Raw genomic sequence first — 25808 nt, 5'->3', positions numbered from 1 at the left:
ACAATCATGGCTGTCAATGGCATATCCGCAACCTCTGCCGCCGGTGCGATCAGCAACTCGCGCAACACCATTGCCGATAATTTCGACACCTTCCTCAACATCCTGACCACCCAGCTCAAGAACCAGAACCCGCTCGAGCCGCTGGATACCAACCAGTTCACCCAGCAACTGGTGCAGTTCACTGGCGTGGAACAGCAGCTCAAGACCAACGACTTCCTTGAAGCCATGATGATGGCCAGCCAGAGCGCCGGCAAAACCGACGCGGTCAACTATATCGGCAAGGAAGTCACCGTTGCCGGCACCTCCTCCGAGCTCAAGGGCGGCAAGGCTCTGTGGGGCTATGTCGCCTCGGGCGCCGTGCAGAACGCCAAGGTGAACATCAAGAACGCCGCCGGCAGCATCGTTTACTCCGAGAACGGCTCGCTTCCAGCGGGCAACGGCCAGTTCGCTTGGGACGGCAAGGGCTCCAACGGGCTAGCTCAACCTGCTGGGTTGTATTCCATCGAGATCACCGGTACCGATCTGAGCGGAAATACTGTCGGCATCACCACGGCGGCGGTCGGGATCGTGAACGCAGTGGACTTTTCGGGCACGGAGCCGCTGCTGACCATCGGCACCTCCAAATACCCCCTTTCCCAGGTCCGGGATGTGCGCACCCCCACGCCGGGCACCTGACCCGTCGCGACACGCTTTGCGTCCCGAATACCTTGATTTTCCTTCTAATTCTTAACCTGTTGTTCGTTTCCCCTTAGCTGAATTTTAAGTCAGCATCGCTACTCTGCCTTCCTATGGTCAGGTTGAGTAGAGAGTAAAATGACCGTACAGATGCGTCCTCGCGTTAAGTACGTTATCGGACCGGACGGAAGTCCGCTCACGATCGCAGATCTTCCCCCCGCCAATACGCGGAGGTGGGTCATTCGGCGAAAAGCCGAAGTTGTTGCTGCGGTGCGCGGTGGTCTGCTCAGCCTCGAAGAGGCCTGCGACCGCTACACACTCAGCGTCGACGAGTTCCTGAACTGGCAGGCTGCCATCGACAAGCATGGACTTGCCGGCCTGCGGACCACCTGGATCCAGCATTACCGCGAGGGCTGATCCGGTCCAAACCGATAACGAGCACCAAAGCCCGCCGGGTCCGCCCTGCGGGTTTTTTGTTTTCTTGGCACAAGGCCCGCAACCCGTCCCCTAGGGCGTCTCCGCCCCCATCCATCTTGCCCCCGCCTCCCGGCCCAGCAACCGTTCATAATACTTTCGCACTGCTGCAAACACGGGCTTGTCCGCCTGCACGCTCATCCAGCGATGCACCGAAAGGCCCAGCGCAATATCGGCAATGCTGAACTCAGCCCCGGCCACAAACGGCGAGCCTTTGGCCAGATGCCCGTCCAGTAACGCCATCTTGTCGCCCCAGGCTCGCAGTGACGCAGCAATCTGCTCGGGATCATCATAGCCCGCCGTCTTGCGGATCAGCGCATTCACCGCATAGCCCCAGGGTGGATTAAGCTCGCTCGCCTGCCAGCCCAGCCATTGCAGCACCCGCGCCCGCTCCTGCAGCCTACCCGGCAGCAAGCGCCCGTCACCTGCCTTTTCCGCCAGATAGATCAGGATCGCATTGCTTTCCCACAGCACGAATCCATCATCGATCAACACCGGGATCTGTCCATTGGGATTGAGCGCCAGGAACTCGGGCACCTTGGGATCGCGCAAAGGCAGGCCCCAATCCTCCCGCTCATAGGGGAGTCCCAACTCATCGGCCGCCCACAGGACCTTGCGCACATTGATGGATGTGACCCGCCCCAGCACTTTCAACACACTTGCTCTCCCGTCCGGCAATTTTTGCCCGCGCAACGGCTGGGCACCCACAAGTTAAGACAATGTTTACCAAACACTAGGTAATTTTTGCCGGGCGGCAGCTTTCATCGCCGGTGACGTGAACCTCGAGTACCGACTTGAATAACCTGACCCAGCTCATCAACCGCATTGGCCTGCCGCGCCTTGCTGCCATGGCCACCGTAGCGGTGCTGATGTTGGGCTTCTTCGCCTTCCTGATGATGCGCGCCTCAGCGCCCAACCTGGCGCCGCTTTACACCGGGCTGACGCTGGAAGATTCGTCCGCGATCACTACCGAACTGCAAACCCTCAATATCCCATTCGAGCTGCGCGGCGAAGGCGATACCATCCTCGTGCCGCGCGAGCAGATCACCAAGCTGCGCATGGATCTCGCCGGGGCCGGGCTCCCCACTCGCGGCCAGGTTGGCTACGAGATCTTCGACGAGCAGAACACGCTTGGCGCCACGAGCTTTGTGCAGAACATCAACAATGTTCGCGCGCTTGAAGGTGAACTCGCCCGCACCATCTCTTCGCTGGCCCGCATCAAGTCCGCCCGGGTTCACCTGGTTCTGCCCGAGCGCGAATTGTTCCGGCGCGAGCGCAAGGATCCTTCCGCCTCGATCGTCCTGTCCGTGCGCGGCGAACTGGCTGCCGGCGAAATCCGCGCCATCCAGCACCTCGTCGCCTCCGCCATCGAGGGTCTCTCGCCGACCCGCGTCTCCATTGTCGATGATGCCGGCACCCTCCTCGCCTCCGGCACCGGTGACAGCGCGCAGGGCGCCCTCGCCGGCGAAGCTGCCGAAAAAACCCTTGGCTACGAAAACCGGCTCCGTACGCGCCTTGAAGACATGCTCGCCAACATCGTTGGCGTTGGCCGTGCCCGCGTCGAAGTTGCGGCCGAGATGGACTTCAACCGCTCCACCACCACTTCGGAGACCTTTGACCCCGAAGGCCAGGTCGTCCGCTCCACCCAGCTGCGCGAGCAGGAGAACCAGTCCGGCGCCAATCAGAACCAGGTGACCATCGCCAACGAACTTCCCGGCGCTTCCCAAACCGCCGCCGATGGCACGCTCGAGCAGGGCACGACGTCCGAGGAAGTCACCAACTACGAAATTTCCAAGACAACCCAGACTGCAGTCACCGAAGCGGGCAGCATCAAGCGCCTTTCCGTCGCCGTGGTGGTGGATGGCGTTTATGCCGATGATGGCGCGGGCAATCTGACCTACAGCCCCCGTTCGGCTGAAGAGATTGCCCAGGTGCTCACCCTGGTACGCTCGGCCGTGGGTTATTCGGAAAGCCGCGGCGACAGCGTCGACGTGGTCAACATGCAGTTTGCCGAACGGCCCGAGCTCAACCTGCCGGGCACCGACAGCGCCGCGGGTCTCCTCGACTTCACGCGCGACGACTTGATGAATGCAGCCGAAATGGCCGTAACCCTGTTGATCGCCCTGGCCCTCGTGTTCTTCGTGCTGCGCCCCCTGCTCAAGCGCGCCTTGGTCCCTGAACCCCAGCCTCTCGCCCTCCCCTCCGGTGCCGAACTGGGCGCCCCTGTCGCGCTGGGCCCCGAAGGTCAGCTCGTGCCCATCGAAGCGCCCGAATCGGTTACCGGCGCGCCCGATTGGATGGCCAATGCCCGCACCTTGGGCGAAAGCCAGCTCCAGACGCTAAAGACCGTGGGTAGTCTGGTTCAGGAAAATCCCAAGCAGGCCGCACTGATCGTGCGCGACTGGCTGAGCAGCGCGGCATAACCCATGGCCCTGGTCTCTCAATCCCTCGACACCACCGACGCCATGGGTTCCATGGGCAAGCAGCTCGTGGTCGGCAATGATGCGCCACAACGCTCGCTCAGGGGCGACGAAAAGGCTGCAGCGCTTCTCCTTGCGCTCGGCCCCGATCACGGCAAGCCCATCTTCGATGAGCTCGACGAGGTCGAGATCCGCCAGCTCAGCCGCGCCATGGTGCGCCTCGGCCCCATCACCCAGGCCATGCTGGACGAGTTGATGGTGGAGTTTGTCACCAGCGTGTCGGCCAATGGCTCGCTGTCGGGCAACACCGAAACCACCGAACGCCTGCTGCTGTCCTTCCTCCCCTCCGATCGTGTCAGCTCCATCATGGAGGAAATCCGCGGCCCGGCCGGCCGCAATATGTGGGAAAAGCTCTCCAACGTTCAGGAAGACGTGCTCGCCGCCTATCTCAAGAACGAATATCCCCAGACCATCGCCGTGGTGCTGTCCAAGATCGCGCCTGAGCACGCCAGCAAGGTGCTCGCCGTTCTGCCCGAAGCACTCGCTATGGACGTGATCCAGCGCATGCTCGGGCTTGATCCCGTGCAAAAGGACATTCTCGAGAAGATCGAGAACACGCTGCGCACCGAATTCATGTCGACCCTGTCGCATACCAAGCGCCGCGACAGCCACGAGCAGATGGCCGAGATCTTCAATTCCTTCGACCGCCAGACCGAAGCCCGCTTCATCACCGGCCTCGAGGAAAACAGCCGCGAGGACGCCGAGCGCATCAAGTCACTGATGTTCACCTTCGAGGACCTGGCCAAGCTCGATGCTTCGGCGGCGCAAACCCTGCTGGCGCGCATGGACAAGGCCGAGCTGGCGCTCGCCCTCAAGGGCGCCAACGAAACCATGAAGGAATTTTTCTTCAAGAACATGTCCGCCCGCAGCGGCAAGCTTCTCAAGGATGACATGGAAGCGCTTGGCCCCGTGCGCCTCAAGGATGTCGATGAAGCCCAGGGCCGCATGGTCGCCACTGCCAAGGATTTGGCCGCTCAGGGTGAGATCATCATCCTCAAGGGCAAGTCCGACGAGCAGATGATCGCTTAGCACCATGGCCAGTCACGCTCGCTTCACCTTCGATCTCGACCTCGGCAAGCGCCCCAGTGCTGCCGCGGTCTCACCGCGCGCCGGAATGGCCGAAGACCTCGTGGCCCGCCTGGTCGCCGAAGCGCGCGAAGAGGGCTATGCCGAAGGCTTTGCCGCCGGCGCCCAGAACGCCGCCGCCATGGCCGCGCAAACCATCGCCGCTGCTGCGGCGACCCTTGCTACCCGCAGCGCCGAAATGGCCGCGGCCCTGGACGATGCGACCGCCAATAGCCGCCGCGAAGCGGTGGAACTGGCCGCCAGCATCGGTCGCAAGCTCGCCTTGCAACTCTTGGCCCGCGAACCCACCGCGGAGCTCGAGGGCCTCATCGCCGAATGCATGGCCAATCTCGAAGGCGTGCCGCACCTTGTGATTCGTTGCCACCCCGATATTGCCGATGGCGTGCGCGACATTGCCACCGCCCATATGACCACCTCCGGCTTTAACGGCCGCCTGATCGTCATGGGCGATCCCGAACAGCGCCTGGGCGACGGCCGGCTCGAATGGGTCGATGGCGGCCTCGTGCGCGATCTTGATTCCATTTCCACCGACATCGACCGGCGCATCGCCGCCTATCTCGAGGGCGGCCACCCGCAGATCAGCCATGAGGAACCCCATTCATGAGCGCCCCCAACGACAGCGACAACATGAACTTTGAGGAAATGGCCGCCGCCAGCGGCATGGCTCGTGGTCCCGAAGCTCATCTCGAGCGCACCGCAGCCGACCTCGAAGCCGTCTTCGATGTGCCCGTGCGCATCTCCGTCGTATTAGGCCGCACCAAGATGCCGGTGTCCCAATTGCTGCGCATGGATATCGGCACCGTCATCGAACTCGACCGTCAGGTCGGCGAAGCCGTCGAGATTCTCGTCAATGACCGCCTCGTCGCTCGCGGCGAAATCGTGCTGGTCGAAAACCGGCTCGGTGTCACCATGACCGAAGTCATCAAGCCACAATAAGGGAGCACCGCCATGCGTCTACTCATCGTCGGAGCTCTCGAAGGCCAGCTCAGCACCGCCACCAAGATGGCCATGGATGGCGGCGCCAAGGTCGCCCATGCCCCCTCGGTCGATATTGCCCTCGCGACGCTGCGCGCCGGCCGCGGCGCCGATCTGCTGCTGGTCGATGTGATGATGGACATCGCCCGGCTCATCGGCGGGCTCGAAGCCGAGCGCATCGCCGTGCCCGTTGTTGCCTGTGGCGTGGAAACCAATGCCGCGGCCGCGGTCAACGCCATTCGTGCCGGCGCCAAGGAATACATCCCCCTGCCCCCCGATGCCGAGCTGATCGCCGCCGTTATCGCCGCCGTCGCTCGGGATTCCTCCGAATTCCTGTTCCGCGACCCCGCCATGGCCCGCATCGTGAAAATGGCCGACCAAATCGCGGGCTCCGACGCTTCCATCCTCATCACCGGCGAGTCCGGCACCGGCAAGGAAGTGATCGCCAAATATGTTCATTCCCGCTCCAAGCGCGCTGGAAAACCCTTTATCTCGGTCAACTGCGCCGCCATCCCTGAGGCGCTCCTCGAAAGCGAGCTCTTTGGTCACGAGAAAGGCGCCTTCACCGGCGCCGTCGCCCGCCGCATCGGCAAGTTCGAGGAAGCCTCGGGCGGCACGCTCCTGCTCGATGAAATCTCCGAAATGGATGTGCGGCTGCAGGCCAAGCTGCTGCGCGCCATTCAGGAGCGCCTGATCGATCGCGTCGGCGGCGGCAAGCCGGTGGCCGTGGATATCCGCATCCTCGCCACCTCCAACCGCAACCTCGCCGACGCCGTGCGGGAAGGCTCCTTCCGCGAAGACCTGCTGTTCCGCCTCAACGTGGTCAATCTCAAGCTCCCCGCCCTGCGGGACCGGCCGGGCGACATCATCGCCTTGTCCGAGCATTTTGTGGCCAAATACAGCAAGGCCAATGGCCTGCCGCCGCGCAGCCTCGCCGAGGATGCGCGCGACGCCCTGGTCCGCGCTCCTTGGCCGGGCAATGTCCGCGAACTCGAAAATACGCTGCACCGCGCCGTGCTGTTGTCCTCGGGCGAAAGCATCACCGCCGACGCCATCGTCCTGCCCGACGGCATGGGCCTGCATGAAGTGGCATCTGCGGGCTCCCTTTCGTCCCAGCTGGCGCAAACCGCCGAAGCCATGTCCCGTGCCCTTGTGGGCCGCACCGTGGCCGATGTGGAACGCGACCTGATCCTCGACACCCTCGATCACACGCTGGGCAACCGGACCCACGCCGCCAATATCCTTGGCATCTCCATCCGCACTCTGCGCAACAAGCTCAACCAATATTCCGATGAAGGCACTTTGGTGCCCGATCCCGGTGAACGCAGGGCCGTGGCATGATGGGCCCCGTGAGCCCCCTTGCGGGCAAGCCCGAACTCGCCTCGCGCGAGCCGTCGGCCTTGGCCCTGGCCATCATTGCCGCCCTGACCCTTGCTGTCAGCACCGATCAGCTCGGCACCGCGTCGGCGGCAGCCCAGGCCTGGGAAACTGCCCAAGCTTTTCCCGCTGAGCACGACACCATCCCGGACCAGGCCACCGCATGAGTGAGCTGCCCACCCTGCGCACCCGCCCGGCCTTCAAGCTGCCGACTGGCGCGGCCGTGCTCGATACTCTGCGCTCAGGCGATATTGCCCTTGCGACAGGGGTCATGGGCCTCATCGTCATTCTCATCGTGCCTATGCCGCCGCTCCTGCTCGATGGGCTGCTGGCAGTCTCGATCGTCTTTTCCGTGATGATCCTGATGACGGCACTCTTTATCCAGAAGCCGCTGGAATTCTCGTCTTTCCCGACGGTTCTGCTGATCGCCACCATGCTGCGGCTCGGCCTCAACCTTGCCACCACCCGCCTCATCCTGTCGGAAGGTCACACCGGCACCCACGCCGCCGGCCATGTCATCGAAGCCTTCGGCAACTTCGTGATGCGCGGCAATTTCATCATCGGCGTCGTGGTCTTTGCCATTCTGGTGCTGGTCAACTTCATTGTCATTACCAAGGGCTCGGGCCGCATCGCCGAAGTGGCGGCCCGCTTCAGCCTCGACGCTATGCCCGGCAAGCAGATGGCCATTGATGCCGATCTGTCGGCGGGCCTGATCGATGAAGCCACCGCCAAGGTGCGCCGCGCCGAACTCGAAGGCGAAAGCGCCTTTTTCGGCAACATGGACGGCGCCAGCAAATTCGTGCGCGGTGACGCCATTGCCGGCCTCATCATCACCTTCATCAACGTCGTCGCCGGCATGGTGATCGGCATGATGCAGGAAGGCCTTACCGTCCAGGAAGCTGGCAATGTTTATACGCTGCTGACCATCGGCGATGGTCTGGTCTCGCAGATCCCTGCCCTCATCGTGTCCACCGCCGCCGGCATTCTCGTGTCCAAATCTGGCGTCACGGGTTCCGCCGACAAAGCCCTTTCCGCCCAGTTCACCGGCTATCCGCGCGCCCTGGGCATGTCCGCCGCCGTGATGGGGCTCCTGGCCTTTCTGCCTGGCATGCCGGTCATTCCGTTCCTCGCCATCGCCGCCGGCGTCGGTTACCTGGCTTGGCGCTCCGCTGCGACCAAGAGCGAAAAGCAGGCCGATGCCACGCGCCTCGCCGCGCTGGCAAACCCGCCCCAGATCGGCAGCCCCGGCGGCCCCGCTCCTGAAGTGCCGATCACCGATAGCCTCAAGATCGACGAACTCAAGCTTGAACTCGGCTATGGCCTGCTGTCGCTGGTCAAGGAAGACGAAAACGGCTCCGACCGTCTTACCGAACAGATCAAGGCGCTGCGTCGTCAGCTCGCGACCGAACTGGGCTTTGTCATGCCGCCCGTGCGCATCCTCGACAACATGCAGCTCGAGCCCAATGACTACAAGGTGCGCATCAAGGAAGTGGAAGCTGGCCACGGCCAGATCTGGGCCAGCCAGCTGATGGTGATGGACCCGATGGGCCGCTCCATCGACCTGCCCGGTCACCACACCACCGAGCCCACTTTCGGTCTGCCCGCCACCTGGATCGAGCCAGCCCTGCGCGACGAGGCCGAACTGCGCGGCCTGTCGATCATCGATCCCTCGACCGTGATCTCCACCCACCTGACCGAAGTGCTCAAGGCCAATGTCGCGGACCTGCTGAGCTACGCCAATGTGCAGTCGCTCCTGTCCGGCCTGCCAAAGGAGCAGCAAAAGCTCATCGAGGACATCGTCCCCGGCCTCATTACCGTTTCGGGCATCCAGCGCGTGCTGCAGACCCTCCTCAACGAGCGCATCTCCATCCGCGACCTCTCGACCATCCTCGAAGGTGTCGCCGAGATCGCCGGCCCGGGTCGGTCCATGCAGATGATCGTCGAGCATGTCCGCTCGCGCCTCGCCCGTCAGCTCTGTGCCGCCAATCTCGGCCCCGACGGCAACCTGCCGCTCCTGACCCTGTCGCCCACCTGGGAGCGCGATTTTGCCGAGGCCATGATCGGCGAAGGCGACAACCGCCACCTCGCCATGGCCCCCTCGCGGCTGCAGCAGTTCATTGGCGCCATTCAAACCGCCTTTGAACGCGCCGCCCAGCAAGGGGAACTGCCAGTGCTGATCACCTCTCCCGGCATCCGCCCCCATGTGCGCTCCATCATCGAGCGTTTCCGCCCGCAAACCGTCGTGATGAGCCAGAACGAAGTGCATCCCCGCATCCGCCTCAAAACCATTGGCAGCGTTTAACCGGCCCCCTCCTCCAGCCTGCGGCAAGTGGTGGAACTGCCCACCCCGTTAATCATTGAGGCCTGGCATATCTCCGGGGCCTTCCATGAAGCTGTTCAACTGCGACCATTGCGGCAACACCATCTATTTCGAAAATGCCGTTTGCGAAGTGTGTGGCCATCAACTTGGCTATATCTCCGGCAAGAACGCCCTGGTCTCCCTGGTGCAGAACGACGGCGGCAACTGGACCTCGCCCGCCTTTCCCGATCAGCCCTATGTCTTCTGCGCCAATGCCCAGCACGGCGCCTGTAACTGGCTGATCGAAGCGGCGCCGGGCGGTGATGTGTTCTGCGCCGCCTGCCGCCACAACGAAACCATTCCCCCCATTGAGGAACCGGTTAATCTCGCGCGCTGGCAAACCATTGAGCGCGCCAAGAAGCGCCTGATCTATTCCCTGCTCGAACTCGGGCTGCCGCTGCAAACGCGCGGGGAAGATCCCCAGCACGGCCTCGCCTTCCGTTTCCTTGCCGACGAACCCGCCGGCACCGCCCCGGTGATGACCGGGCACGAAAACGGCATCATCACCATCGCCCTTGTGGAAGCTGACGACGCTGAGCGCGAAAAGCGCCGCACCCAGATGGGCGAGCCCTATCGCACCTTGCTGGGCCATTTCCGTCACGAAATCGGCCACCACTATTGGGACCTTTTAGTCGACAACACCCCTGCCATCGAGCCCTTCCGCGCCCTCTTTGGTGACGACCGGGCCGATTATGGCAAGGCGCTGCAAACCTATTACGCCAATGGTGCCCCGCTCGGCTGGCCCCAGACCCATATCTCAGCCTATGCCACCTGCCATCCCTGGGAGGATTTTGCCGAAACCTGGGCCCATTATCTCCACATCACCGATACCGTGGAAATGGCCGCCGCCTTTGGTGTGCACGCCCGCCCCAAGGGCCAGGACGAAAGCCTTGCCGTGGACGCCGATTTCAACCCGTATCGCCAGCAGGATTTTACTGGGATCGTTGATGACTGGGTGCCGCTCGCCCTGCTCCTCAACAACCTCAATCGCGCCATGGGCCACCCTGACGCCTACCCCTTTGTGCTCACCCCCGCCGTGGTCGAAAAGCTCAGCTTCGTGCATGATCTGGTGCATGGCCGCTTTGCGCACTGACGCAGCCAGTTCCCAGCGGGGCCGACATGAGTTATGGCCCTGCTATGCAATCGCCTCTCACCATTCTGCCCGTCCCGGTCTTTTCCACCCTCTGCAACGCGGCCTTCGCGCTGCGGCGCGAAGTTTTCGTCTGGGAGCAGAAGGTGCCCGAGGAAGAAGAGCACGATAGCTATGATCTGACGGCGACCCATCTTGTCGCCGTAGCGGAGGGCGAAGTGGTGGGCACGCTCCGGCTCATTGCCTTGCCCGAACACACCAAGATCGGCCGCGTTGCCGTACGCCAGCATTGGCGCGGCCGCGGCATCGCCAAGGCGATGATGGCCGAAGCCACCCGCCTGGCTGCCGCCGCGGGACAGCACCGCCTTTATCTGACCGCGCAGTCCGATAAGCTGGGCATGTACGAAAAGCTTGGCTTTGTCGCCTTCGGCCCTGAATTGATGGATGGTGGCATGCCCCATCGGGCCATGCGCAACTACGACCGCGACACCGCCCTCGCCGATTGAGGATCGCGCGCGGCCCGACTATCAGCGCCGCCCACATTCACTCCCCTCCCAACAGCCCCGCGGCCTGTGGGTCCCGCCAGCACCCGGCGCGGCCTCGCCTTGACCCATGTATCGGCCCCAGCGCGGGCTCGGCTTGCGACGCAATGTCGGCAAATCCGGGAACCCCTCGCACACAGCTGCGTTACCACAGCATCAAGGGCCGCACGGTGCGCCACCTCGCAAGTTTAGCACCGCACGGCCCTGTTCATAACAACAATGAACCTATGGAGCCTATAATGATCCGCACCCTTTTGGCCACTACGGCATTCGCAGCACTGATGACTGCAGGCGCCATCGCTCAGGACGCAACTCCGGTACAGAGCACCGACGCACCTGCCAACAACGAAACCACCACGACCACCACCGAAACCGCACCGGCGACCACTTCGGCCCCTACGGCTCCGGCACCGGCTGCCAATGCTCCGGCTCCTGTTGAAGCTGAGCCAGGCGCTGCGGTTGAAACCTTTGAAATGTCGTCTGGTTATGTTGCCGTCGACAGCGACAACCTGGGCTCTCAGCTGATCGACCAGGCCGTTTATTCGTCCGCTGGCGATGACGCCGAGGAAATCGGCAACATCACCGACATCGTGTTCAATCAGGATGGCCAGATCACTGCCGTCGTGATCGGCGTGGGCGGCTTCCTCGGCATTGGCGAAAAGTCCGTGGCCGTTCCCTTCGACGTTCTCGAATTTGTCATCGCTGCTGACAACACCGAACGTTGGGTTGTTCCCACCACGGCTGATGCCCTGACCAGCGCTCCTGAATTCGTCTGGGAAGAAGACGAGCCAGCTGACGCAGACACCGATGCCACCCCGGCTCCTGCCGATGGCACCGCTCCTGCTGCCGGTGGCGCCATGGCTCCGGCTGCTCCCACCACCAACTAATCCCCTGTGGATTAGCGCTTCAGGGCCGGCCTTTGGGTCGGCCCTTTCTGTTTGAGCCTCTTTCTGGAGACCGCCATGCTACGACCCCTGACCCTGGCTTCGACTTTCGCGCTCTTGCTCGCAGCTCTGGCCCTCGCGCAGTCCCCCGCTGCAACGCCGCGCAGCGGAACGCCAAGCCAGCTTCAGCAAAGCGGCCTTACCCCTCCCACGATCCTGTCGGAGGGATATTCCAGCCGGGGTGAGGACATTCTGGTGACGGTGCTGCTGGGCGAAACGGTTTATGCCGGGCCCGAGGACGACGCCGAACAGATCGGCACCGTCAAGGACATGGTGGTCACTTCCGGCCAAGGCGTTTCTGCCGTAGTGCTCGGCGTTGGCGGCTTTCTGGGCGTCGGCGAGAAAGACGTTGCCGTCGACTTCACCCAGCTCCAGCAGATCGAGCGCGAAGACGGCAGCCGCCGCTGGGTCCTGCCCACCACCGCCGAAGCATTGACCGCGGCACCCGCGTTTATCTGGAGCGAAAGCGAAGCGGCCACCGGTCCCGAGATGACGCCGGACGAAGAACAGGAGCAGATGGTCGATGGCGACCCCAATGCCGCGCCCATCGACCCCGAACTTACCACCGATCAGCCTGATGCGCCCGTCGAAGCAGCCGCGCCGCTCGATCGCACCGGCTTCAGCGAAGTCGACCAGTCCGGCCTAACCGCCGATCAGCTGCGCGGTATTGCGGTTTACGGCATCAATGACGAGCAGATTGGCACCATCGGCAATGTCGTCGAAACGCCCGAAGGCGCCATCGATGCCGTGATCGTCGATGTGGGAGGATTTCTCGGCCTCGGCGCCAAGCCGGTTGCCGTCGGCTTTGATAATCTGGTGTTTTCCGCCGATACGGCGGGCATGCGCTATCTGTTCATCAACGCCTCGCGCGAACAGCTCGAAGCGCAACCGGCCTATGATCCCGCCACCTATGCTACCGCTCGGAACGAGCAGCGCATGGTGATCGTGCCCTAGCCCCTCGGGCTAGCGGCGGAAGCGCAGCCGGCCGATTTCATCATAGTCGGATTGCTCTTGCTTGAGCTGTTCGACCGCGTCGCGCTGATGCTCGCGCTGCTCCAGCAGCTCGACCTTTTTGAGATCCTCGAGCGCTTCAGCCAATGCGTCCTGCGCGCTTTCAAGCTTGCCACGCATGTCATTGGCGGAAGCCAGCAGGTTGTCGCGCCGGATCTGGGCGGCCTTGGCGAAGGTCGAATAAGCGAAATGGGCCACATCCGAGATGCCGGTCTTGCTGTGCTCGATCTCGATCTGCTGGTCGAGCTCGCTCGCCATGCGCTCGAAGTCGTTGACCATCATTTCGATCTGCGTCACCTGGCGGCGCTTCTCGTCGACCTGGAACTTCTTGAGCCGAATGAGGCTCTCGCTACGCGATTTCAAGACCTGTACTCCTTACACACCAAGTCAAACCTCCGAGCAGCGGGCCTTTCAGCCCGGTGCACCCGCCTCCGCAACAATGGCCTCGAGCATATGGTAGCCCTCGGCAATCGTGGTCGTTTCTTCCCGCTCCTGGCTCAAGAACGCCTCGAGTGCAGGAAAAACGGCGATGGCGCGGTCCACTTTCGGATCTGATCCCTTCCGGTAAGCTCCCAGCCGGATCAGCTCCTCCATGTCCGAATAGATGGACATGAGTTCACGCGCCTTTGCCAGGACCGGCCTGAACGAGGCCGGAACGCACCCTGGCATGGTGCGCGAGATGGACCGGAGCACGTTGACCGCCGGATAACGCCCCCGTTCGGCAATCCCGCGCTCCATTACGATGTGCCCATCAAGAATGCCGCGTACGGCATCCGCTATGGGCTCATTGTGATCATCACCTTCAACCAGAACGGTAAAGAGTCCGGTAACGGAGCCGGTAAAAGCTGTCCCAGGACCCGCTCGTTCCAACAATCGTGGCAATTCTGTGAAAACTGTCGGCGGATATCCCTTCGCCGTCGGTGGCTCGCCGATCGCCAGCCCGATCTCGCGCTGCGCCATGGCAAACCGGGTCAGGCTATCCATCATGCACAGCACCCGCTTGCCCTGATCGCGGAAGAACTCGCTCAGGGCCAGCGTCAGATAAGCTGCCTGTCGGCGCATCAGCGCCGCCTCGTCGGACGTCGCCACCACCACCACCGCCTCCTCGATACCCGCCTCTCCCAGATATTCCTGGATAAACTCGTGCACCTCGCGCCCGCGCTCGCCGATCAGCCCGATCACCGCCACATCCACATTGGTGTTGCGCGCCAGCATGCTCATCAGCACCGACTTGCCGACACCCGATCCGGCAAAGATGCCGAGCCGCTGCCCTTCGCAAACCGTGGTAAAGGTATTGAGCGCCCGCACTCCCAGGTCGAGCGGCTCGCCCACGCGCATCCGGTCATGGGCCGCCAGGGGTGACTGGCGCAGCGGATAGGCCTGCGCCCCCCGCCCGAGCGGCCCCTTGCCGTCGATCGGCTCGCCATTGGCATTGATCACCCGCCCCAGCCAGTCATGGGCGGGAAACACCGCCCCGTCGCTGCGCTGGAACACGGCCTTGCAGCCCAGCCGAACCCCGGCCAGTTGCCCGAAGGGCAGGCACAGTGCGTGGCCATCCTTGAACCCGATGATCTCGGCGGCCAGTAGCCCGTCATTGCTGGTTTCAATCTGCACGCGTCCGCCCACCCGCAACTCGCGGACCGGGCCGACAATTTCCACCAGCAGTCCCTGAACGGACTTGACGCGGCCAAAGACCTCAATCTCGTCGATTGCCTCGATGGCTGAAATCAGCGCCTTCATGCCGGATCTCCCGTCGCCTTAACGGCTCCCGAAAACGTGTTCTCGTGGGGATGCCGGTGGCTCAAAACTCGAATCAAACAGTAACCCCGCGTTAAGCAAAAAGCTCTATCGCTACCGCAAGGGCCCCTTCATGCGGGATTTTTCGCCGCGCGCCCCTACTCCCCCGCCAGCGCTGCAATGCTTGAATCCGCCGAGTCACTTGACCGGGCTACTTAAACCATTTTCTTAAGAAAAATGCGGCCACTTTTTCGTTTAGTTTCAGACAGTTAGATATAATTCACCTTACCAGCTTTTGCGTATTGCGTGATGGAATTAAACTTTGTTAACTATTTGGGCTTAGGGTTCAGTCATATCCAGTACGGGTGACGTGGGGCGAGCATTGGCCGCTGGCTTCACTGTTCCAGCAGGAACGAATCACAAGGGGAATATAATGCGGGTACTCCTTATCGAGGACGATAGCGCGACAGCGCAGAGCATCGAGTTGATGCTCAAGTCCGAAAGTTTCAACGTCTACACCACCGATCTGGGTGAGGAAGGCGTCGATCTGGGCAAATTATACGACTACGATATCATCCTGCTCGATCTGAACCTGCCCGACATGAGCGGCTATGAAGTGCTGCGCACCTTGCGCGTGGCCAAGGTGCAGACGCCCATCCTGATCCTGTCGGGTCTGGCCGGTATCGAGGACAAGGTTCGTGGTCTCGGCTTTGGCGCTGATGACTACATGACCAAGCCCTTCCACAAGGACGAGCTCGTGGCCCGCATCCACGCCATTGTCCGCCGCTCCAAGGGCCATGCGCAGTCGGTGATCTCGACGGGTGAACTCACCGTCAATCTCGACACCAAGACCGTGGAAGTGCAAAGCCAGCGCGTGCACCTCACCGGCAAGGAATACCAGATGCTGGAGCTGCTTTCGCTCCGCAAGGGCACGACGCTCACCAAGGAAATGTTCCTCAACCACCTCTACGGCGGCATGGACGAGCCCGAGCTCAAGATCATCGACGTCTTCATCTGCAAGCTGCGCAAGAAGCTCAGCGTTGCGACGGGCGGCAAGAACTACATCGAAACCGTCTGGGGCCGCGGCTATGTGCTGCGCGAGCCCGACGAGAACGAGCTTTATTCCGAAAGCGCCTAAGCTTTCCCCTTCCCTTGTGCAAGGCCCGGCGCAGTGATGTGCCGGGCCTTTGCTCTTGCGGAACTCCCCAACCCGGTTATCGTTAGCTCCCAATCAAGGGGGCCCACGACATGGACAGTTCACTCGCGCAGCGTCTTCGCGAACCGCTCGTTCTTACCATTCTCATTATTGCCATTGTCGGCTGGATTGCCTTTTTGGCAACCTGGATCAGCTCGAGCTCAACCAATGGCGACCTGCAAGGCCAGGTGTCCGCGCTGACCGACGAGCGTAGCGCGCTGCAGATGCAGTTGGCGGACCTCGAAACCGCAAGCGGCGATCTCGAGGCGGTCCAGGAGCAAACCACCGCCGCCCAGGCCCAACTGGACGAACTGACCACCCAGCGCGACACTGCTCAGAGCGAACTGGATGGCGTCAGTGCTGAGCTGGCCAGCACCACTGAAACCCTCAATTCCCGCCGCGCTGAAATTGCGGCGATCCAGGAAGAGTTCGCTCAAAGCGATCAGCGCCGCGCCGAAGCAGAAGCCGCCCGCGAAGAAGCGCAGAACCAGGTTACGGCCCTCAACGAGCAGATGACCGCGATTGGCCAGCGACTTGAACAGGCGCGCGCCCAGGAAGCCGAAACCCGCGCCGCCGTCGCTCAGCTGACCGAGGAAGCCGCTGCGGTGACCAGCCAGCTCGCCCAGGGCGAACAGCAACTGCAGGCCGCCCGCGGACAGGAAACCGAGATCCAGACCCGCCTGGCCGATATTGCCGCCCAGACCGAAACCAGCGGCACCCAGCTGGCGGACCTGCAGACCCAGATCGCCGATCTCCAGTCCCAGCGCGACCAGCTCTCCAAGGACGTCGCCAGCTACCAGACCCAGCGCGATCAGCTGCAGCCGCAGGTGACGGACTTGACCAATACGCTGGCCGCCCGCGGCAAGGAGCTCTCGGACCTTGAAGCCCAGATCGCCTCGGCTACCGCCCAGCGCGACGCCGCTAATGCCGCCCTGGTGGGTCGCTACGAGGCCAATGCCGAAGGCCCCGCCGGCGGCATTGCCGTGGTGCTCAATGATGACGACAGCTTTACCATGACCGACCGCCGCGGCCGCTCGGTATCGGGCCGCTACACCGCTACCGCCGAGGCGCTGACCTTCACCGATGCCACCGGCAATATCGGCTCGGCGACCTTCCCGATGACCTGCCCCATCCAGGGCTCTGGCCCGGCCTTCACCATCGGCGAAGCACCCGATTGCGTCCTTGCCGGCGCAAGCTTCACCCGCACCCCTTAGGCGCGGCTGGCTCACTCAAGACGGCAAAAGGCCCGGGCGGTTCTCGCCCGGGCCTTTTGCTGTTAGGCGATTTCGGCCGACGGAAGCGCGCGGTCCAGGTCGAACTTGGCTTCCAGCAAGGCCCGGTCAAAGGGCTTCATCATATAGTCGCTGGCGCCGGCCTTGAGCGCCATGGCAATGGCGCCAATATCGTTCTCGACCGTGCAATAAACGACATGCGGCCGCTCGCCCCCGACATAGCCGCGCAGATGCTTGAGGAATTCGAGCCCACCCATGATGGGCATGCTCCAGTCGAGAAGGATCGCGTCGGGCATTTCGAGGCGGCATTTGTCGATAGCCTCCTGCCCGTCCTCGGCTTCCTCGACAATATAGTCCATGTCTTCGAGAATGCGGCGCGCCACTTTGCGCACCACACTCGAGTCATCGACGATCAGGCACGACTTCATGAATGTGTTTCCCCGGCCAAAGGCTCGGAAACAACTATGAATGGCAACTGCCTACGGAATGGTTAGCGCCTCGGGTGCAGCTTCTTCCTGGATGGGCGGCTTGGGCAGCGCACGCAGGTAGAACTTGCCGTCCTCAAGCCCGATGCTGATCTCCATATCGGTCATCCGAGCCAGCAGGCCCGTATAAAAGGGCTGGATGCCGCGCGCATCCACGGCGCCCTCTTCGGGCATGCCCGAGAGCAATCCCGCCGCGCCTGACGGCACCAGCGTCTTTTGCCGCTTCTCGGGATCACTGTACGAGGTGAACTCAAACACCTCCGCTCCGGCGGGTCCAGTGATACTGGCCGTAACCGTGCCGCCGCGCGGCACCGAGCCTGCCGCGATCAGCAGCATGTTCATGAACAGCTTGGCCTTGTGCTTGGGAAGCAGGATCAGCGGCACCTGCCACTCCAGATCAGCCTTCTCAATCTCGAAATAGATCCGCGCCACCCGCTCGCATTCGCGCGTGTCGATATCGGTGCCCGCCGTCGAGGAGGCGCCATAAGCCAGGCGCGCAAATTCAAGCTTGGCCCGGCTTTGATTGGCGGCGCTGGCGATCAGGTCGCGGGCGCCTTCAGCCATGTCACCCTGCGTGGGGTCGGCCAGAACCTCAAGCCCGTTGCCAATCGCCCCAATCGGGTTGATCAGGTCGTGACAGACCCGGCTGCACAACATTGCCGCAAGGTCGGTTGCCTTGAGCTCGATGATATCGGCCATGGGTTTTCTCCATCAGGGGCGCGTTCGAATCACTTGCGCCGACCTTAGTGGGCGTTGCGCTTGAGCACTATTGCCAGACCAGAGATTTGGACAAGACCGCCCAATTGGCTTGTGCCTCGCGCGCCGCGGCATTGGGCGCCAGCAGAAAAGCTTCCCGGCTCGCCGCCGAATAGAACAGATAAAGGCGCTGCTTGAAGACCGTGTAGATTGCCGGGTCGCCGTCCGACAAAAAGCCGCGCGCCATGCTCATCGCCGCATGGCCCCCGAACTGGGGTGCATAGATCTGCGGCGCCCGCGCAAAGGCGTCGCGGTTGGCCGCGCTGCTGAACTGCCAGGGTGCCCCGCCCCACTCATATTCGAACTCGCTGCGTCCCGGCACCGGCTGGCTTTCCACGAAATAGGAGACCGGATCCATGCCCCCGAGCGCCAGCCCGGTAAGGGGATCGCTTACCACGGCCGTGTTGATTGACTGGCTCCACGCCGGTGCCGCGCCGCCCCCCAAAAGCGGCAGAACAAAGGCAAGCATGGTTAAGATTTGTTTACGGGTTTGCGTCATCATTGATCCACGGGCCAGCCCTTGTCCAGCGCTGGCCCGACCAACCATGACCGAGAAACTTTAAAGTCTTGCGAAGTCCCGGCTCGCCTGTTTTAGGGGGAACACCATGTTCAAACGCCTGCTTTGCACCCTGACCCTGCTCCTCGCCCTCGCTGGCGCCGCTCCTGCCTTTGCCCAAGGCTCGCTCAGCGACAGCTATTCCGGCGACGAGTTGGTCGACAAGGGCCACCAGTTTTTCGGCTCCGCTGCCCAGGGCCTCGCATCCCTCGTTGAGCGCGCCGTCTCCGAGTTCGGCCTGCCCAATGGCTACATCCTGGGCGAAGACGCTGGCGGCGCGCTGTTTGCGGGCGCCCGCTATGGCGAAGGCCGCCTCTACACCCGCAATGCCGGCGAAATGCCACTCTACTGGCAGGGCCCGAGCCTGGGCTTTGACGTTGGCGGGGATGGCTCCAAGGTCATGATGCTGGTCTACAATCTCTCCAGCACCAATGACGTGTTCGGCCGCTTCGCGGGCGTTGATGGCTCCGCCTATGTGGTGGGTGGCTTCGGCATGACCGTGATCAAATACGGCAATGCGATCATGGTCCCGATCCGCTCGGGCGTGGGCGCGCGGCTGGGCGTTAATATCGGCTATCTCAAGTTCACCCAGCAGCCCACCTGGAACCCTTTCTGATATCAGCGCTTTGGTAGATGCTGCGAGCCGGAGGCGTGCACCCTCCGGCTTTTTCGTGACGTAGACCACCGGAACCGCTAAGCAATGGTCCAACCACTACCCTTTGCGGCGCTTAAGTCAGCTTCCTGTCGACCGCATCTGGACGGCCTGGTTCCGGAGTTCGCACGATGATGATCCAAAACATCATGTATTTCGCCCTCGGCCTGCTGTTTGCCGGGCTCTTGGCCGTGACCATCCTGCCCGCGGTGTGGAAACGCGCTGTCCGCCTCACCAAAAAGCGCATCGAGGCCGCGACCCCCATCACCCTCGCAGAATTCCGTGCCGACAAGGATCAACTGCGCGCCGAATTCGCCCTCCAAACGCGCCGGCTCGAAACCACAATCGAGGGGCTGCGCGCCCGTCTCGCCGAACAGGTGGGCGAATACAATGACCGACGCGCAGAATTTGGCGCCATGCGGGCCGAGCGCGACAGCGCCGTCGGCAAGATGACCGAGCTCGAAGCCCGCGAAGCGGCCTTGCGCGATCGCGTGCTCGAACTCGAGCGCGAAACCACCGATCTTGCCCAGCAACTGCGCATGCGTGAGCGCGACCTTGAAAACCGCACGGCCGAGATCCAGGCGCTGCGCGACGAATACGCGCATGCCGCGCTCGAGCAGGCGGCTCTGGAAGAAGCCGCGCTCGAAGAGGCCGAAAGCATCGAGATCGCCCAGGCGCGCATTGCCGAAGCCGGCTCCAGCCTGGACGCCATGGCCGGGCAAACCGCCGCCCAGGCTGATGGCACCATGCCCCCGGCGCTTGCCGAAGAGCTCAACCTCGAAGACCAGCTCGGCCAGTTGCATCGTCGCATCAACAATGTGGAAACCACCATCATGGCCGATTGGGATACCGAGCGGCTCGACGAAACCGCCTTGCGCGCCCAGCTCGACGCCATTGCCGCCGATACCAGCCGCATCGTTTACGCCGCCGATACCGAGCCGCCCCAGCAGCCCCCGCCAGCCGAAGAAAGCCTGTTTGATCGCATCCAGCGCTTTGCCGACGGGCGCGAGGAAACTCCTGCGGCGCCACCACCACCTGGGCCCATTGCCACAGCCAGGCGCGGCGGCAGCGTCACCGACCGTATGGCAGCGCTGCGCGAAATCCAGGGGCGCTAAAGCCGGGGCGCACCGTCCGCAACGATCTGCACCGAACTGATATGTTCGCCCGTGCCGTGGTCGAACAACGCCAGCACCATCGCGCCATCGAGCTGGTACAGCACATTGATGGTGCCATCGCCCGTGGTGGCCGAAACCACTTCGGCCCCGGCGGGCACGCTCAGCGTTTGGGCCATGCTGGGCGGCGGTGCGTCGCGCATCACCCGATAGACAATGGCAAAGCCAATCGCCATAAAGCCCAGCAGCAGAATGCCGATGGAGATGCCGAACGACCGGCGCGCCTTTCCCAGCACGGCTTGTGCTTCGGGCGACAACGGCTCGGCATCTTGGCCCACCGGGCCGGTATTTGAAGGATCGCTCATGGAACACCTAACCGCTGACGACTTCGAGGGCGACGAAGTCGAATTCACTATCACTGCCGAACAGGCCGGCGGCCGCCTCGATGCCGTTCTGGCTAAGTCACACCCGGCGCTCAGCCGCAGCCGCCTCAAGGACCTGATCCTGGGCGGGGCCGTATCCCTTAACGGCCAGCCGATCAGCGAGCCCAAATATCGCGTAACGGCCGGCGAAACAATCACCCTCCTCGCCCCGCCGCCCGAAGATCCCGAGCCCAAGCCCGAAAACATCCCGCTCGATATCCTCTACGAGGATGATCAGCTGATCGTGGTCAACAAGCCCGTCGGCATGGTGGTCCACCCTGCTCCCGGCAGCCCTTCGGGCACCCTGGTCAATGCGCTGATCTATCATTGCGGCGCGAGCCTGCAGGGCATTGGTGGCGTGCGCCGGCCCGGCATCGTTCATCGCCTCGATCGCGACACCTCAGGGGTCATGGTCGCGGCCAAGACCGATCTGGCCCACCAGCATCTGTCCGCGCAATTTGCCGATCATGGTCGCACCGGCCCGCTGCATCGCGCCTATCTCGCCTATGTCTGGGGGTCCACTGAAACCGCCAAGGGCACGGTTGAAGCGCCCCTCGGGCGCGACGCCAATAATCGGCTCAAGCAGGCCGTGCGCAAGGACGGCCGCGAAGCCATCACGCATTACATGGTCGAGCAGCGCTTTGGCGGCGAAGGCTGGGACATCACCCGCATCCAGTGCCAGCTGGAAACCGGCCGCACCCACCAGATCCGCGTCCACATGGCTCATATCGGCCACCCCCTGGTTTCCGACACCGTTTATGCCTCGGGCTACGCCACCAAGATCAACCGCCTGCCTCCCGAGGTCGCCGCACCCATTGTTGCGCTAGGCCGGCAGGCCCTCCATGCCGCCGAGCTCGGCTTTGAGCATCCCGTGACCGGAGAGGAAATGTTCTTTGAAGCCCCGCTCCCGCCCGACCTTGTGGCGCTCGAGGAAGCGCTCGAGCCCTATGACAAGGCCTTCGCCCGCTAGGATTTGCGGGGGCCGGTAACCGAGAAGTGCGGGCCGGCCCTCCCCTAATGCCCGCACCACGGGCAACCCTTGCGCTGCCTGCACCGTTCGTCTGCATTCGGCGGCCTTACAATTGCGGCAATACGCCATATATTATGACCTGACTTCTTCCGCCGGGCCGCCAGGACGGCCGAAGATCGATCCGCCCGCCTGTGCGGGGGAATAAGTAAAAGGGGTGCATAAATGGCCCAGACCAATCTGCCTGTCCTTTCTGCCGAAGGAGGCTTGAGCCGCTATCTTCAGGAAATTCGCAAGTTCCCCATGCTGGAACCCGATGAAGAATTCATGCTGGCCAAGCGCTACAAGGAGCACGCCGATCCGGCCGCTGCTCAACGGCTTATTACGTCCCACCTGCGCCTGGTTGCCAAGATCGCCATGGGCTATCGCGGCTATGGCCTGCCCATTGCCGAGGTGATCTCGGAAGGCAATGTCGGGCTCATGCACGCGGTCAAGCGCTTCGAGCCCGACAAGGGCTTCCGCCTTGCGACCTATGCGATGTGGTGGATTCGGGCTGCGATCCAGGAATATGTCCTGCGCTCCTGGTCGCTGGTGAAAATCGGCACCACCGCTGCCCAGAAGCGGCTGTTCTTCAACCTGCGCAAGGTGAAGGGTCAGATCGCCGCGCTCGACGACGGCTCGCTCCATCCCGACCAGATCAAGCAGATCGCGACCACCCTCAATGTGACCGAGGACGACGTGGTCTCGATGAATGCGCGTTTGTCGGGCGATGCCTCGCTCAATTCGCCCATGCGCGCCGATGAAGGCTCCTCGGAATGGCAGGACTGGCTCGTCGACGACACGCCCAGCCAGGAAACTGCCCTGGGTGAAAGCGAGGAATATTCCGAACGCATGGGTCTGTTGACCAATGCCATGGATGTTCTCAACGATCGTGAGCGCGCCATCTTCCAGGCTCGCCGCCTGCAGGAAGATCCGCTGACGCTCGAAGAGCTGGCCCAGCAATACGATGTCAGCCGCGAGCGCATCCGCCAGATCGAGGTGCGCGCCTTTGAAAAGGTGCAAGACGCCGTGCGCGAAGCTGCCCGCTCCAACGCCGCATAAGGCTGGACCGCCGCAAGCAACCAATGCAGCCCTCGGTTTCCCCCGAGGGCTTTTTTACGCCTGCGAGCCCGCCGCCGCTGCCAGCCTAGGCTTGAGCCCGGGGCCCATCGAGCCTCCGGCATACTCATGGCCACCCCAAAAGCCCTTACCCTCCGGAGCCCTCATGGTGAGGTGCGCAGCGAAGCGCAGCCTGGAGCCACGAGGGCTCGGGAAGCGTGGAATGAGCGGGAATGTGCCGGAGCCCTCATGGTGAGGTGCGTAGCGAAGCGCAGCCTCGAACCACGAGGGCGGCCATCACCGCTCCCCACAAACTTATCCCCGCCCCCGAAAACCTCAGGCACAATCCCCCTTGTTCCCGGGCAAGCTGCGCGGTCGCGACGAACGGTCGGTGCGGGAATATCGGATGGGTTTGGGGTCGCCCAAGCTCCTTCGGGACGAGGATGATCCGGGACCGATTTCATCCCCCGGTCCATGAAGCTTCAGGGCTTCTGGCGTTTGGCACGGGTCTAGCCACGGACGGTCCTCACCGAAGAGTCTCCGATAGAGCAAGGGGCGAAGCTTGCTTCACCTTCTATTTCCCGCCGGACGACCGGCACCGAGGCGAACTTCGCCCCATGTCGCAGCACCAACCGCAGGGCCATCAGGCCCGGGCGGATTTTTGGCACGCCTGGACGAGATCCCAGAGCCGCGCCTTGGGCAGGATCAGCAGCCACGGCACCCGCTCAGCCGGCACGATCTCGATCCGACCCCCAAGGCCCGCATTGGAGGTGCCGATCAGCCCGCCCGGCGCCAGCTGCAGGCCATCCATCGGATAGAGCAGCCCCTGCGAGCGCTCGAACCCGATCGGCACCAGCGGATGGATCGACACCCGCTCCCCGGCCGCCGCCTCAAAACTAATCGGCCCCACCACTGCCAGCGCCACATCGATCTCGTCCACCAGCAGCAAGTGCCGCTCGGGGGCATATTGCAGCACCGCGCTCAGTGCCGCGAGCGTATGGTCGAGCCGCTTGCCCGTCATGCCCAGCGCCAGCGTCACCGGCGCCTGCGTTGAGCGCAGTGCCTTCTGGAAATCGGTGGTCACCTGCTCGGGCAGGTGCAACACCCGGGTGCGCCGCTCCCAGCCGGCGCGATCCTGGAGCGAATCGAGATCCCCGATGATCGCCGCAGGCACCAGCCCTGCCGCCCCGATCGCATCCGCCCCGCCATCGGCCCCGATCAGCGTCACTCCCGCCGCCGCGAGGTCACGTAGGGTTTGGCTCTCCACCGCCCCGCCGCCCACAATGGCGATCGGTCCGGCAAAGCGCAGGGGCGCGTCGGCAGCTGGGCTGAAATTCTCTTGCACTTGGGGGGCGCTCTTATAAGATCACGGCGTCTCGCTGGGGTGTTCCGGGTCAAGCCGGAGCTGAGAATTACCCATTGAACCTGAACCAGGTCATGCTGGCGGAGGAAGTTCGAGATGGCAAGGGCATCTCGTGCCCGCCATTGACACCCATCCCTTCACTCATGGCCGCACACCAATGAAGGGATGACCATCTTGGTCCACACCACTCACCTGGCGCTTGCGGTCCTTTTCGGACTGGCTGCCTCGCCCGCCTTGGCCCAAACCGCACCCGCGCTCACCATCTATACCTATGATGGCTTTGCCGCCGAATGGGGCCCCGGCCCCCAGCTCGCCGAAGGCTTTGAATCCCAATGCGGCGGCTGCACCGTGGAGTTCATCGCCGCCGATTCCTCCATCGGCGCCCTGCGCCGCGTCCAGCTTGAAGGCGCCACCACCCCGGCCGATCTGGTGGTAGGCCTCGACGTCGCCACCGCCGGGGAAGCCCGCGCCACCGGCCTCTTTGCCGATCACACTCTGGAGCTGGGCGATCTCGCCCTCCCCGAGCCCTGGACCGATCCGCAATTCGTGCCGGTCGACTACGCCCATTTCGCCTTTGTCTACGATACCGACCGCACCGCCACCCCGCCCGCCTCCTTCGAGGAGTTGATCGCGCTCCCCGACGACCTCAAGATCGTCATCCAGGACCCGCGCTCGGCCACCCCCGGCCTTGGTCTCGTGCTCTGGATCAAGGCCGCCTATGGCGACCGTGCCCCCGAAATCTGGGCCGGCCTCAAGCCCCATATCCTCGCCGTCACCCGCGACTGGTCGGAAAGCTACAATCTCTTCCTGACCGGGGAAGCCGATATGGCACTCTCCTACACCACCTCGCCCGCCTACCACATCGTCGATGAAGACGATCACACCATCAAGGCGGCGCTGTTTGATGAGGGCCATATCGTGCAGGTCGAGGTCGCCGGCATGCTCGCCTCCACCGACCAGCCCGAGCTCGCCCGTCAGTTCCTGGCCTACCTCGCCTCCCCCGCCGCCCAGGCGATCATCCCCACCACCAACTGGATGTTCCCCGTGGTCGACCTCGGCGCCGACCTCAACCCCGCCTTCGGCACCCTCCCGCAACCCGCCAAAACCCTGACGATCAGCGACACCGACCTCGAAGCCAACCGCGCCGCCTGGATCGACGAAATGCTTGCCGCCATCCAGTAGAAACCAGGACAGCCACAAGCTTCGAACCCCTCAGTGTG

The 25808-nt window shown here is 63.1% G+C and carries 28 protein-coding genes and 1 riboswitch; of the genes, 20 read left to right on the top strand and 8 right to left on the bottom strand.

What is annotated here, in order from left to right:
• Nucleotides 1-6: 6 nt before the first annotated feature.
• Together AC3YMN_RS02080 and sciP are read left to right on the top strand one after the other, a co-directional pair.
• Nucleotides 7-675, top strand: coding sequence for a flagellar hook assembly protein FlgD (locus tag AC3YMN_RS02080; protein WP_127753916.1), 669 nt, complete (start codon nt 7-9; stop codon nt 673-675).
• A gap of 138 nt (nt 676-813) precedes the next feature.
• On the top strand, nt 814-1092 hold the full coding sequence (gene sciP / locus AC3YMN_RS02075; protein ID WP_035102845.1) for a CtrA inhibitor SciP: 279 nt from the start codon (nt 814-816) through the stop codon (nt 1090-1092).
• A 90-nt stretch (nt 1093-1182) separates the two neighbouring features.
• Here the strand turns inward: sciP and AC3YMN_RS02070 are convergent, their stop codons facing one another.
• Complete coding sequence (locus tag AC3YMN_RS02070; RefSeq protein WP_489888740.1) at nt 1183-1806, bottom strand: glutathione S-transferase family protein; 624 nt, start codon at nt 1804-1806, stop codon at nt 1183-1185.
• A 137-nt stretch (nt 1807-1943) separates the two neighbouring features.
• Here AC3YMN_RS02070 and fliF point away from each other — a divergent pair, with 137 nt between their 5' ends.
• The 11 genes from fliF to AC3YMN_RS02015 all read left to right on the top strand — a co-directional run bounded on the left by fliF (nt 1944) and on the right by AC3YMN_RS02015 (nt 12956).
• Nucleotides 1944-3572, top strand: coding sequence for a flagellar basal-body MS-ring/collar protein FliF (gene fliF / locus AC3YMN_RS02065; RefSeq protein ID WP_172124067.1), 1629 nt, complete (start codon nt 1944-1946; stop codon nt 3570-3572).
• A gap of 3 nt (nt 3573-3575) precedes the next feature.
• Nucleotides 3576-4658, top strand: coding sequence for a flagellar motor switch protein FliG (gene fliG / locus AC3YMN_RS02060; RefSeq protein WP_489888739.1), 1083 nt, complete (start codon nt 3576-3578; stop codon nt 4656-4658).
• Between the two features lie 4 nt (nt 4659-4662).
• Entirely contained in the window at nt 4663-5319 is a 657-nt protein-coding gene (locus AC3YMN_RS02055; protein WP_172124069.1) for a FliH/SctL family protein, read from the top strand.
• 38 nt (nt 5320-5357) lie between these two features.
• Complete coding sequence (gene fliN / locus AC3YMN_RS02050) at nt 5358-5651, top strand: flagellar motor switch protein FliN (protein WP_248307110.1); 294 nt, start codon at nt 5358-5360, stop codon at nt 5649-5651.
• A gap of 12 nt (nt 5652-5663) precedes the next feature.
• Nucleotides 5664-7031, top strand: coding sequence for a sigma-54-dependent transcriptional regulator FlbD (gene flbD / locus AC3YMN_RS02045; RefSeq protein WP_127753920.1), 1368 nt, complete (start codon nt 5664-5666; stop codon nt 7029-7031).
• Nucleotides 7032-7039: 8 nt separating this feature from the next.
• Entirely contained in the window at nt 7040-7234 is a 195-nt protein-coding gene (locus tag AC3YMN_RS02040; protein ID WP_127753921.1) for a hypothetical protein, read from the top strand.
• Nucleotides 7231-9369, top strand: coding sequence for a flagellar biosynthesis protein FlhA (gene flhA / locus AC3YMN_RS02035; protein ID WP_489888738.1), 2139 nt, complete (start codon nt 7231-7233; stop codon nt 9367-9369). Before AC3YMN_RS02040 ends, flhA begins: the two co-directional genes overlap by 4 nt.
• An 85-nt stretch (nt 9370-9454) precedes the next feature.
• Nucleotides 9455-10519, top strand: coding sequence for a zinc-binding metallopeptidase family protein (locus tag AC3YMN_RS02030; RefSeq protein WP_489888737.1), 1065 nt, complete (start codon nt 9455-9457; stop codon nt 10517-10519).
• Between the two features lie 44 nt (nt 10520-10563).
• The gene (locus AC3YMN_RS02025) at nt 10564-11022 is read left to right on the top strand and encodes a GNAT family N-acetyltransferase (protein ID WP_489888736.1); all 459 of its coding nucleotides are present in this window, start codon (nt 10564-10566) and stop codon (nt 11020-11022) included.
• A gap of 275 nt (nt 11023-11297) precedes the next feature.
• Nucleotides 11298-11945, top strand: a complete 648-nt coding sequence (locus AC3YMN_RS02020; protein WP_489888735.1) for a PRC-barrel domain-containing protein — start codon at nt 11298-11300, stop codon at nt 11943-11945.
• Between the two features lie 75 nt (nt 11946-12020).
• Entirely contained in the window at nt 12021-12956 is a 936-nt protein-coding gene (locus AC3YMN_RS02015) for a PRC-barrel domain-containing protein (RefSeq protein WP_489888734.1), read from the top strand.
• A 9-nt stretch (nt 12957-12965) separates the two neighbouring features.
• Here the strand turns inward: AC3YMN_RS02015 and fliJ are convergent, their stop codons facing one another.
• Both fliJ and fliI read right to left on the bottom strand, forming a co-directional pair.
• On the bottom strand, nt 12966-13376 hold the full coding sequence (gene fliJ, locus AC3YMN_RS02010; RefSeq protein WP_127753927.1) for a flagellar export protein FliJ: 411 nt from the start codon (nt 13374-13376) through the stop codon (nt 12966-12968).
• Nucleotides 13377-13424: 48 nt separating this feature from the next.
• Nucleotides 13425-14753, bottom strand: coding sequence for a flagellar protein export ATPase FliI (gene fliI / locus AC3YMN_RS02005; RefSeq protein WP_489888733.1), 1329 nt, complete (start codon nt 14751-14753; stop codon nt 13425-13427).
• Nucleotides 14754-15183: 430 nt separating this feature from the next.
• On the opposite strand from fliI, the gene ctrA reads away from it, so the two are divergent.
• On the top strand, nt 15184-15888 hold the full coding sequence (gene ctrA, locus AC3YMN_RS02000) for a response regulator transcription factor CtrA (protein WP_127753929.1): 705 nt from the start codon (nt 15184-15186) through the stop codon (nt 15886-15888).
• A 110-nt stretch (nt 15889-15998) separates the two neighbouring features.
• Nucleotides 15999-17159 (top strand): hypothetical protein, encoded by a 1161-nt coding sequence (locus AC3YMN_RS01995; protein WP_489888732.1) that lies wholly within the window; start codon nt 15999-16001, stop codon nt 17157-17159.
• 62 nt (nt 17160-17221) lie between these two features.
• Here AC3YMN_RS01995 and AC3YMN_RS01990 read toward each other — a convergent pair whose 3' ends face one another.
• From AC3YMN_RS01990 to AC3YMN_RS01980, 3 genes are all read right to left on the bottom strand, one after another.
• A complete protein-coding gene (locus AC3YMN_RS01990; RefSeq protein WP_127753931.1) occupies nt 17222-17605 on the bottom strand; it encodes a response regulator in 384 nt (127 codons plus the stop codon).
• Between the two features lie 51 nt (nt 17606-17656).
• The gene (gene chpT / locus AC3YMN_RS01985) at nt 17657-18361 is read right to left on the bottom strand and encodes a histidine phosphotransferase ChpT (protein ID WP_172124087.1); all 705 of its coding nucleotides are present in this window, start codon (nt 18359-18361) and stop codon (nt 17657-17659) included.
• 67 nt (nt 18362-18428) lie between these two features.
• Nucleotides 18429-18887, bottom strand: coding sequence for a YHS domain-containing (seleno)protein (locus AC3YMN_RS01980; RefSeq protein WP_172124089.1), 459 nt, complete (start codon nt 18885-18887; stop codon nt 18429-18431).
• A 136-nt stretch (nt 18888-19023) separates the two neighbouring features.
• On the opposite strand from AC3YMN_RS01980, the gene AC3YMN_RS01975 reads away from it, so the two are divergent.
• Together AC3YMN_RS01975 and AC3YMN_RS01970 are read left to right on the top strand one after the other, a co-directional pair.
• A complete protein-coding gene (locus AC3YMN_RS01975) occupies nt 19024-19590 on the top strand; it encodes a DUF1134 domain-containing protein (protein WP_489888731.1) in 567 nt (188 codons plus the stop codon).
• 167 nt (nt 19591-19757) lie between these two features.
• Nucleotides 19758-20741 carry a hypothetical protein gene (locus AC3YMN_RS01970; protein WP_489888730.1) on the top strand — a complete coding sequence of 328 codons (984 nt, stop codon included), beginning with the start codon at nt 19758-19760 and terminating at the stop codon, nt 20739-20741.
• Here the strand turns inward: AC3YMN_RS01970 and AC3YMN_RS01965 are convergent.
• Nucleotides 20738-21103 carry a DUF6476 family protein gene (locus AC3YMN_RS01965; RefSeq protein ID WP_489888729.1) on the bottom strand — a complete coding sequence of 122 codons (366 nt, stop codon included), beginning with the start codon at nt 21101-21103 and terminating at the stop codon, nt 20738-20740. The two genes, AC3YMN_RS01970 and AC3YMN_RS01965, sit on opposite strands and share 4 nt — an antisense overlap.
• Between AC3YMN_RS01965 and AC3YMN_RS01960 the strand changes: the two genes are divergently transcribed.
• Both AC3YMN_RS01960 and rpoH read left to right on the top strand, forming a co-directional pair.
• Nucleotides 21102-22130, top strand: coding sequence for an RluA family pseudouridine synthase (locus AC3YMN_RS01960; RefSeq protein WP_489888728.1), 1029 nt, complete (start codon nt 21102-21104; stop codon nt 22128-22130). The two genes, AC3YMN_RS01965 and AC3YMN_RS01960, sit on opposite strands and share 2 nt — an antisense overlap.
• Nucleotides 22131-22352: 222 nt before the next feature.
• Nucleotides 22353-23228 carry an RNA polymerase sigma factor RpoH gene (gene rpoH, locus AC3YMN_RS01955; RefSeq protein ID WP_127753938.1) on the top strand — a complete coding sequence of 292 codons (876 nt, stop codon included), beginning with the start codon at nt 22353-22355 and terminating at the stop codon, nt 23226-23228.
• Nucleotides 23229-23868: 640 nt separating this feature from the next.
• Here rpoH and AC3YMN_RS01950 read toward each other — a convergent pair.
• On the bottom strand, nt 23869-24570 hold the full coding sequence (locus AC3YMN_RS01950; protein ID WP_489888727.1) for a thiamine diphosphokinase: 702 nt from the start codon (nt 24568-24570) through the stop codon (nt 23869-23871).
• A 25-nt stretch (nt 24571-24595) separates the two neighbouring features.
• Nucleotides 24596-24696, top strand: a riboswitch (TPP riboswitch).
• A 57-nt stretch (nt 24697-24753) separates the two neighbouring features.
• On the opposite strand from AC3YMN_RS01950, the gene thiB reads away from it, so the two are divergent.
• Nucleotides 24754-25770, top strand: coding sequence for a thiamine ABC transporter substrate binding subunit (gene thiB, locus AC3YMN_RS01945; protein ID WP_489888726.1), 1017 nt, complete (start codon nt 24754-24756; stop codon nt 25768-25770).
• Nucleotides 25771-25808 lie beyond the last annotated feature (38 nt).

This window comes from Devosia sp. Z11_6, from assembly GCF_058133665.1.
Note: the sequence above shows the minus strand (reverse complement) of the source record. Positions and strands in the feature narration are given on the sequence as shown.

Excerpts from the sequence above, each read along its gene's own strand:
- AC3YMN_RS01980 (WP_172124089.1), bottom strand. The coding sequence starts at position 18,887 with ATGCTTGCCTTTGTTCTGCCGCTTTTGGGGGGCGGCGCGGCACCGGCG.
- fliI (WP_489888733.1), bottom strand. The coding sequence starts at position 14,753 with ATGAAGGCGCTGATTTCAGCCATCGAGGCAATCGACGAGATTGAGGTC.
- flhA (WP_489888738.1), top strand. The coding sequence starts at position 7,231 with ATGAGTGAGCTGCCCACCCTGCGCACCCGCCCGGCCTTCAAGCTGCCG.
- fliG (WP_489888739.1), top strand. The coding sequence starts at position 3,576 with ATGGCCCTGGTCTCTCAATCCCTCGACACCACCGACGCCATGGGTTCC.
- AC3YMN_RS02055 (WP_172124069.1), top strand. The coding sequence starts at position 4,663 with ATGGCCAGTCACGCTCGCTTCACCTTCGATCTCGACCTCGGCAAGCGC.
- sciP (WP_035102845.1), top strand. The coding sequence starts at position 814 with ATGACCGTACAGATGCGTCCTCGCGTTAAGTACGTTATCGGACCGGAC.
- AC3YMN_RS01975 (WP_489888731.1), top strand. The coding sequence starts at position 19,024 with ATGTTCAAACGCCTGCTTTGCACCCTGACCCTGCTCCTCGCCCTCGCT.
- thiB (WP_489888726.1), top strand. The coding sequence starts at position 24,754 with ATGACCATCTTGGTCCACACCACTCACCTGGCGCTTGCGGTCCTTTTC.
- AC3YMN_RS01965 (WP_489888729.1), bottom strand. The coding sequence starts at position 21,103 with ATGAGCGATCCTTCAAATACCGGCCCGGTGGGCCAAGATGCCGAGCCG.
- AC3YMN_RS01990 (WP_127753931.1), bottom strand. The coding sequence starts at position 17,605 with ATGAAGTCGTGCCTGATCGTCGATGACTCGAGTGTGGTGCGCAAAGTG.
- flbD (WP_127753920.1), top strand. The coding sequence starts at position 5,664 with ATGCGTCTACTCATCGTCGGAGCTCTCGAAGGCCAGCTCAGCACCGCC.
- AC3YMN_RS02030 (WP_489888737.1), top strand. The coding sequence starts at position 9,455 with ATGAAGCTGTTCAACTGCGACCATTGCGGCAACACCATCTATTTCGAA.
- AC3YMN_RS01970 (WP_489888730.1), top strand. The coding sequence starts at position 19,758 with ATGATGATCCAAAACATCATGTATTTCGCCCTCGGCCTGCTGTTTGCC.
- AC3YMN_RS02025 (WP_489888736.1), top strand. The coding sequence starts at position 10,564 with ATGCAATCGCCTCTCACCATTCTGCCCGTCCCGGTCTTTTCCACCCTC.
- AC3YMN_RS02080 (WP_127753916.1), top strand. The coding sequence starts at position 7 with ATGGCTGTCAATGGCATATCCGCAACCTCTGCCGCCGGTGCGATCAGC.
- AC3YMN_RS02020 (WP_489888735.1), top strand. The coding sequence starts at position 11,298 with ATGATCCGCACCCTTTTGGCCACTACGGCATTCGCAGCACTGATGACT.
- AC3YMN_RS02015 (WP_489888734.1), top strand. The coding sequence starts at position 12,021 with ATGCTACGACCCCTGACCCTGGCTTCGACTTTCGCGCTCTTGCTCGCA.
- rpoH (WP_127753938.1), top strand. The coding sequence starts at position 22,353 with ATGGCCCAGACCAATCTGCCTGTCCTTTCTGCCGAAGGAGGCTTGAGC.
- fliN (WP_248307110.1), top strand. The coding sequence starts at position 5,358 with ATGGCCGCCGCCAGCGGCATGGCTCGTGGTCCCGAAGCTCATCTCGAG.
- AC3YMN_RS01960 (WP_489888728.1), top strand. The coding sequence starts at position 21,102 with ATGGAACACCTAACCGCTGACGACTTCGAGGGCGACGAAGTCGAATTC.
- AC3YMN_RS01995 (WP_489888732.1), top strand. The coding sequence starts at position 15,999 with ATGGACAGTTCACTCGCGCAGCGTCTTCGCGAACCGCTCGTTCTTACC.
- ctrA (WP_127753929.1), top strand. The coding sequence starts at position 15,184 with ATGCGGGTACTCCTTATCGAGGACGATAGCGCGACAGCGCAGAGCATC.
- chpT (WP_172124087.1), bottom strand. The coding sequence starts at position 18,361 with ATGGCCGATATCATCGAGCTCAAGGCAACCGACCTTGCGGCAATGTTG.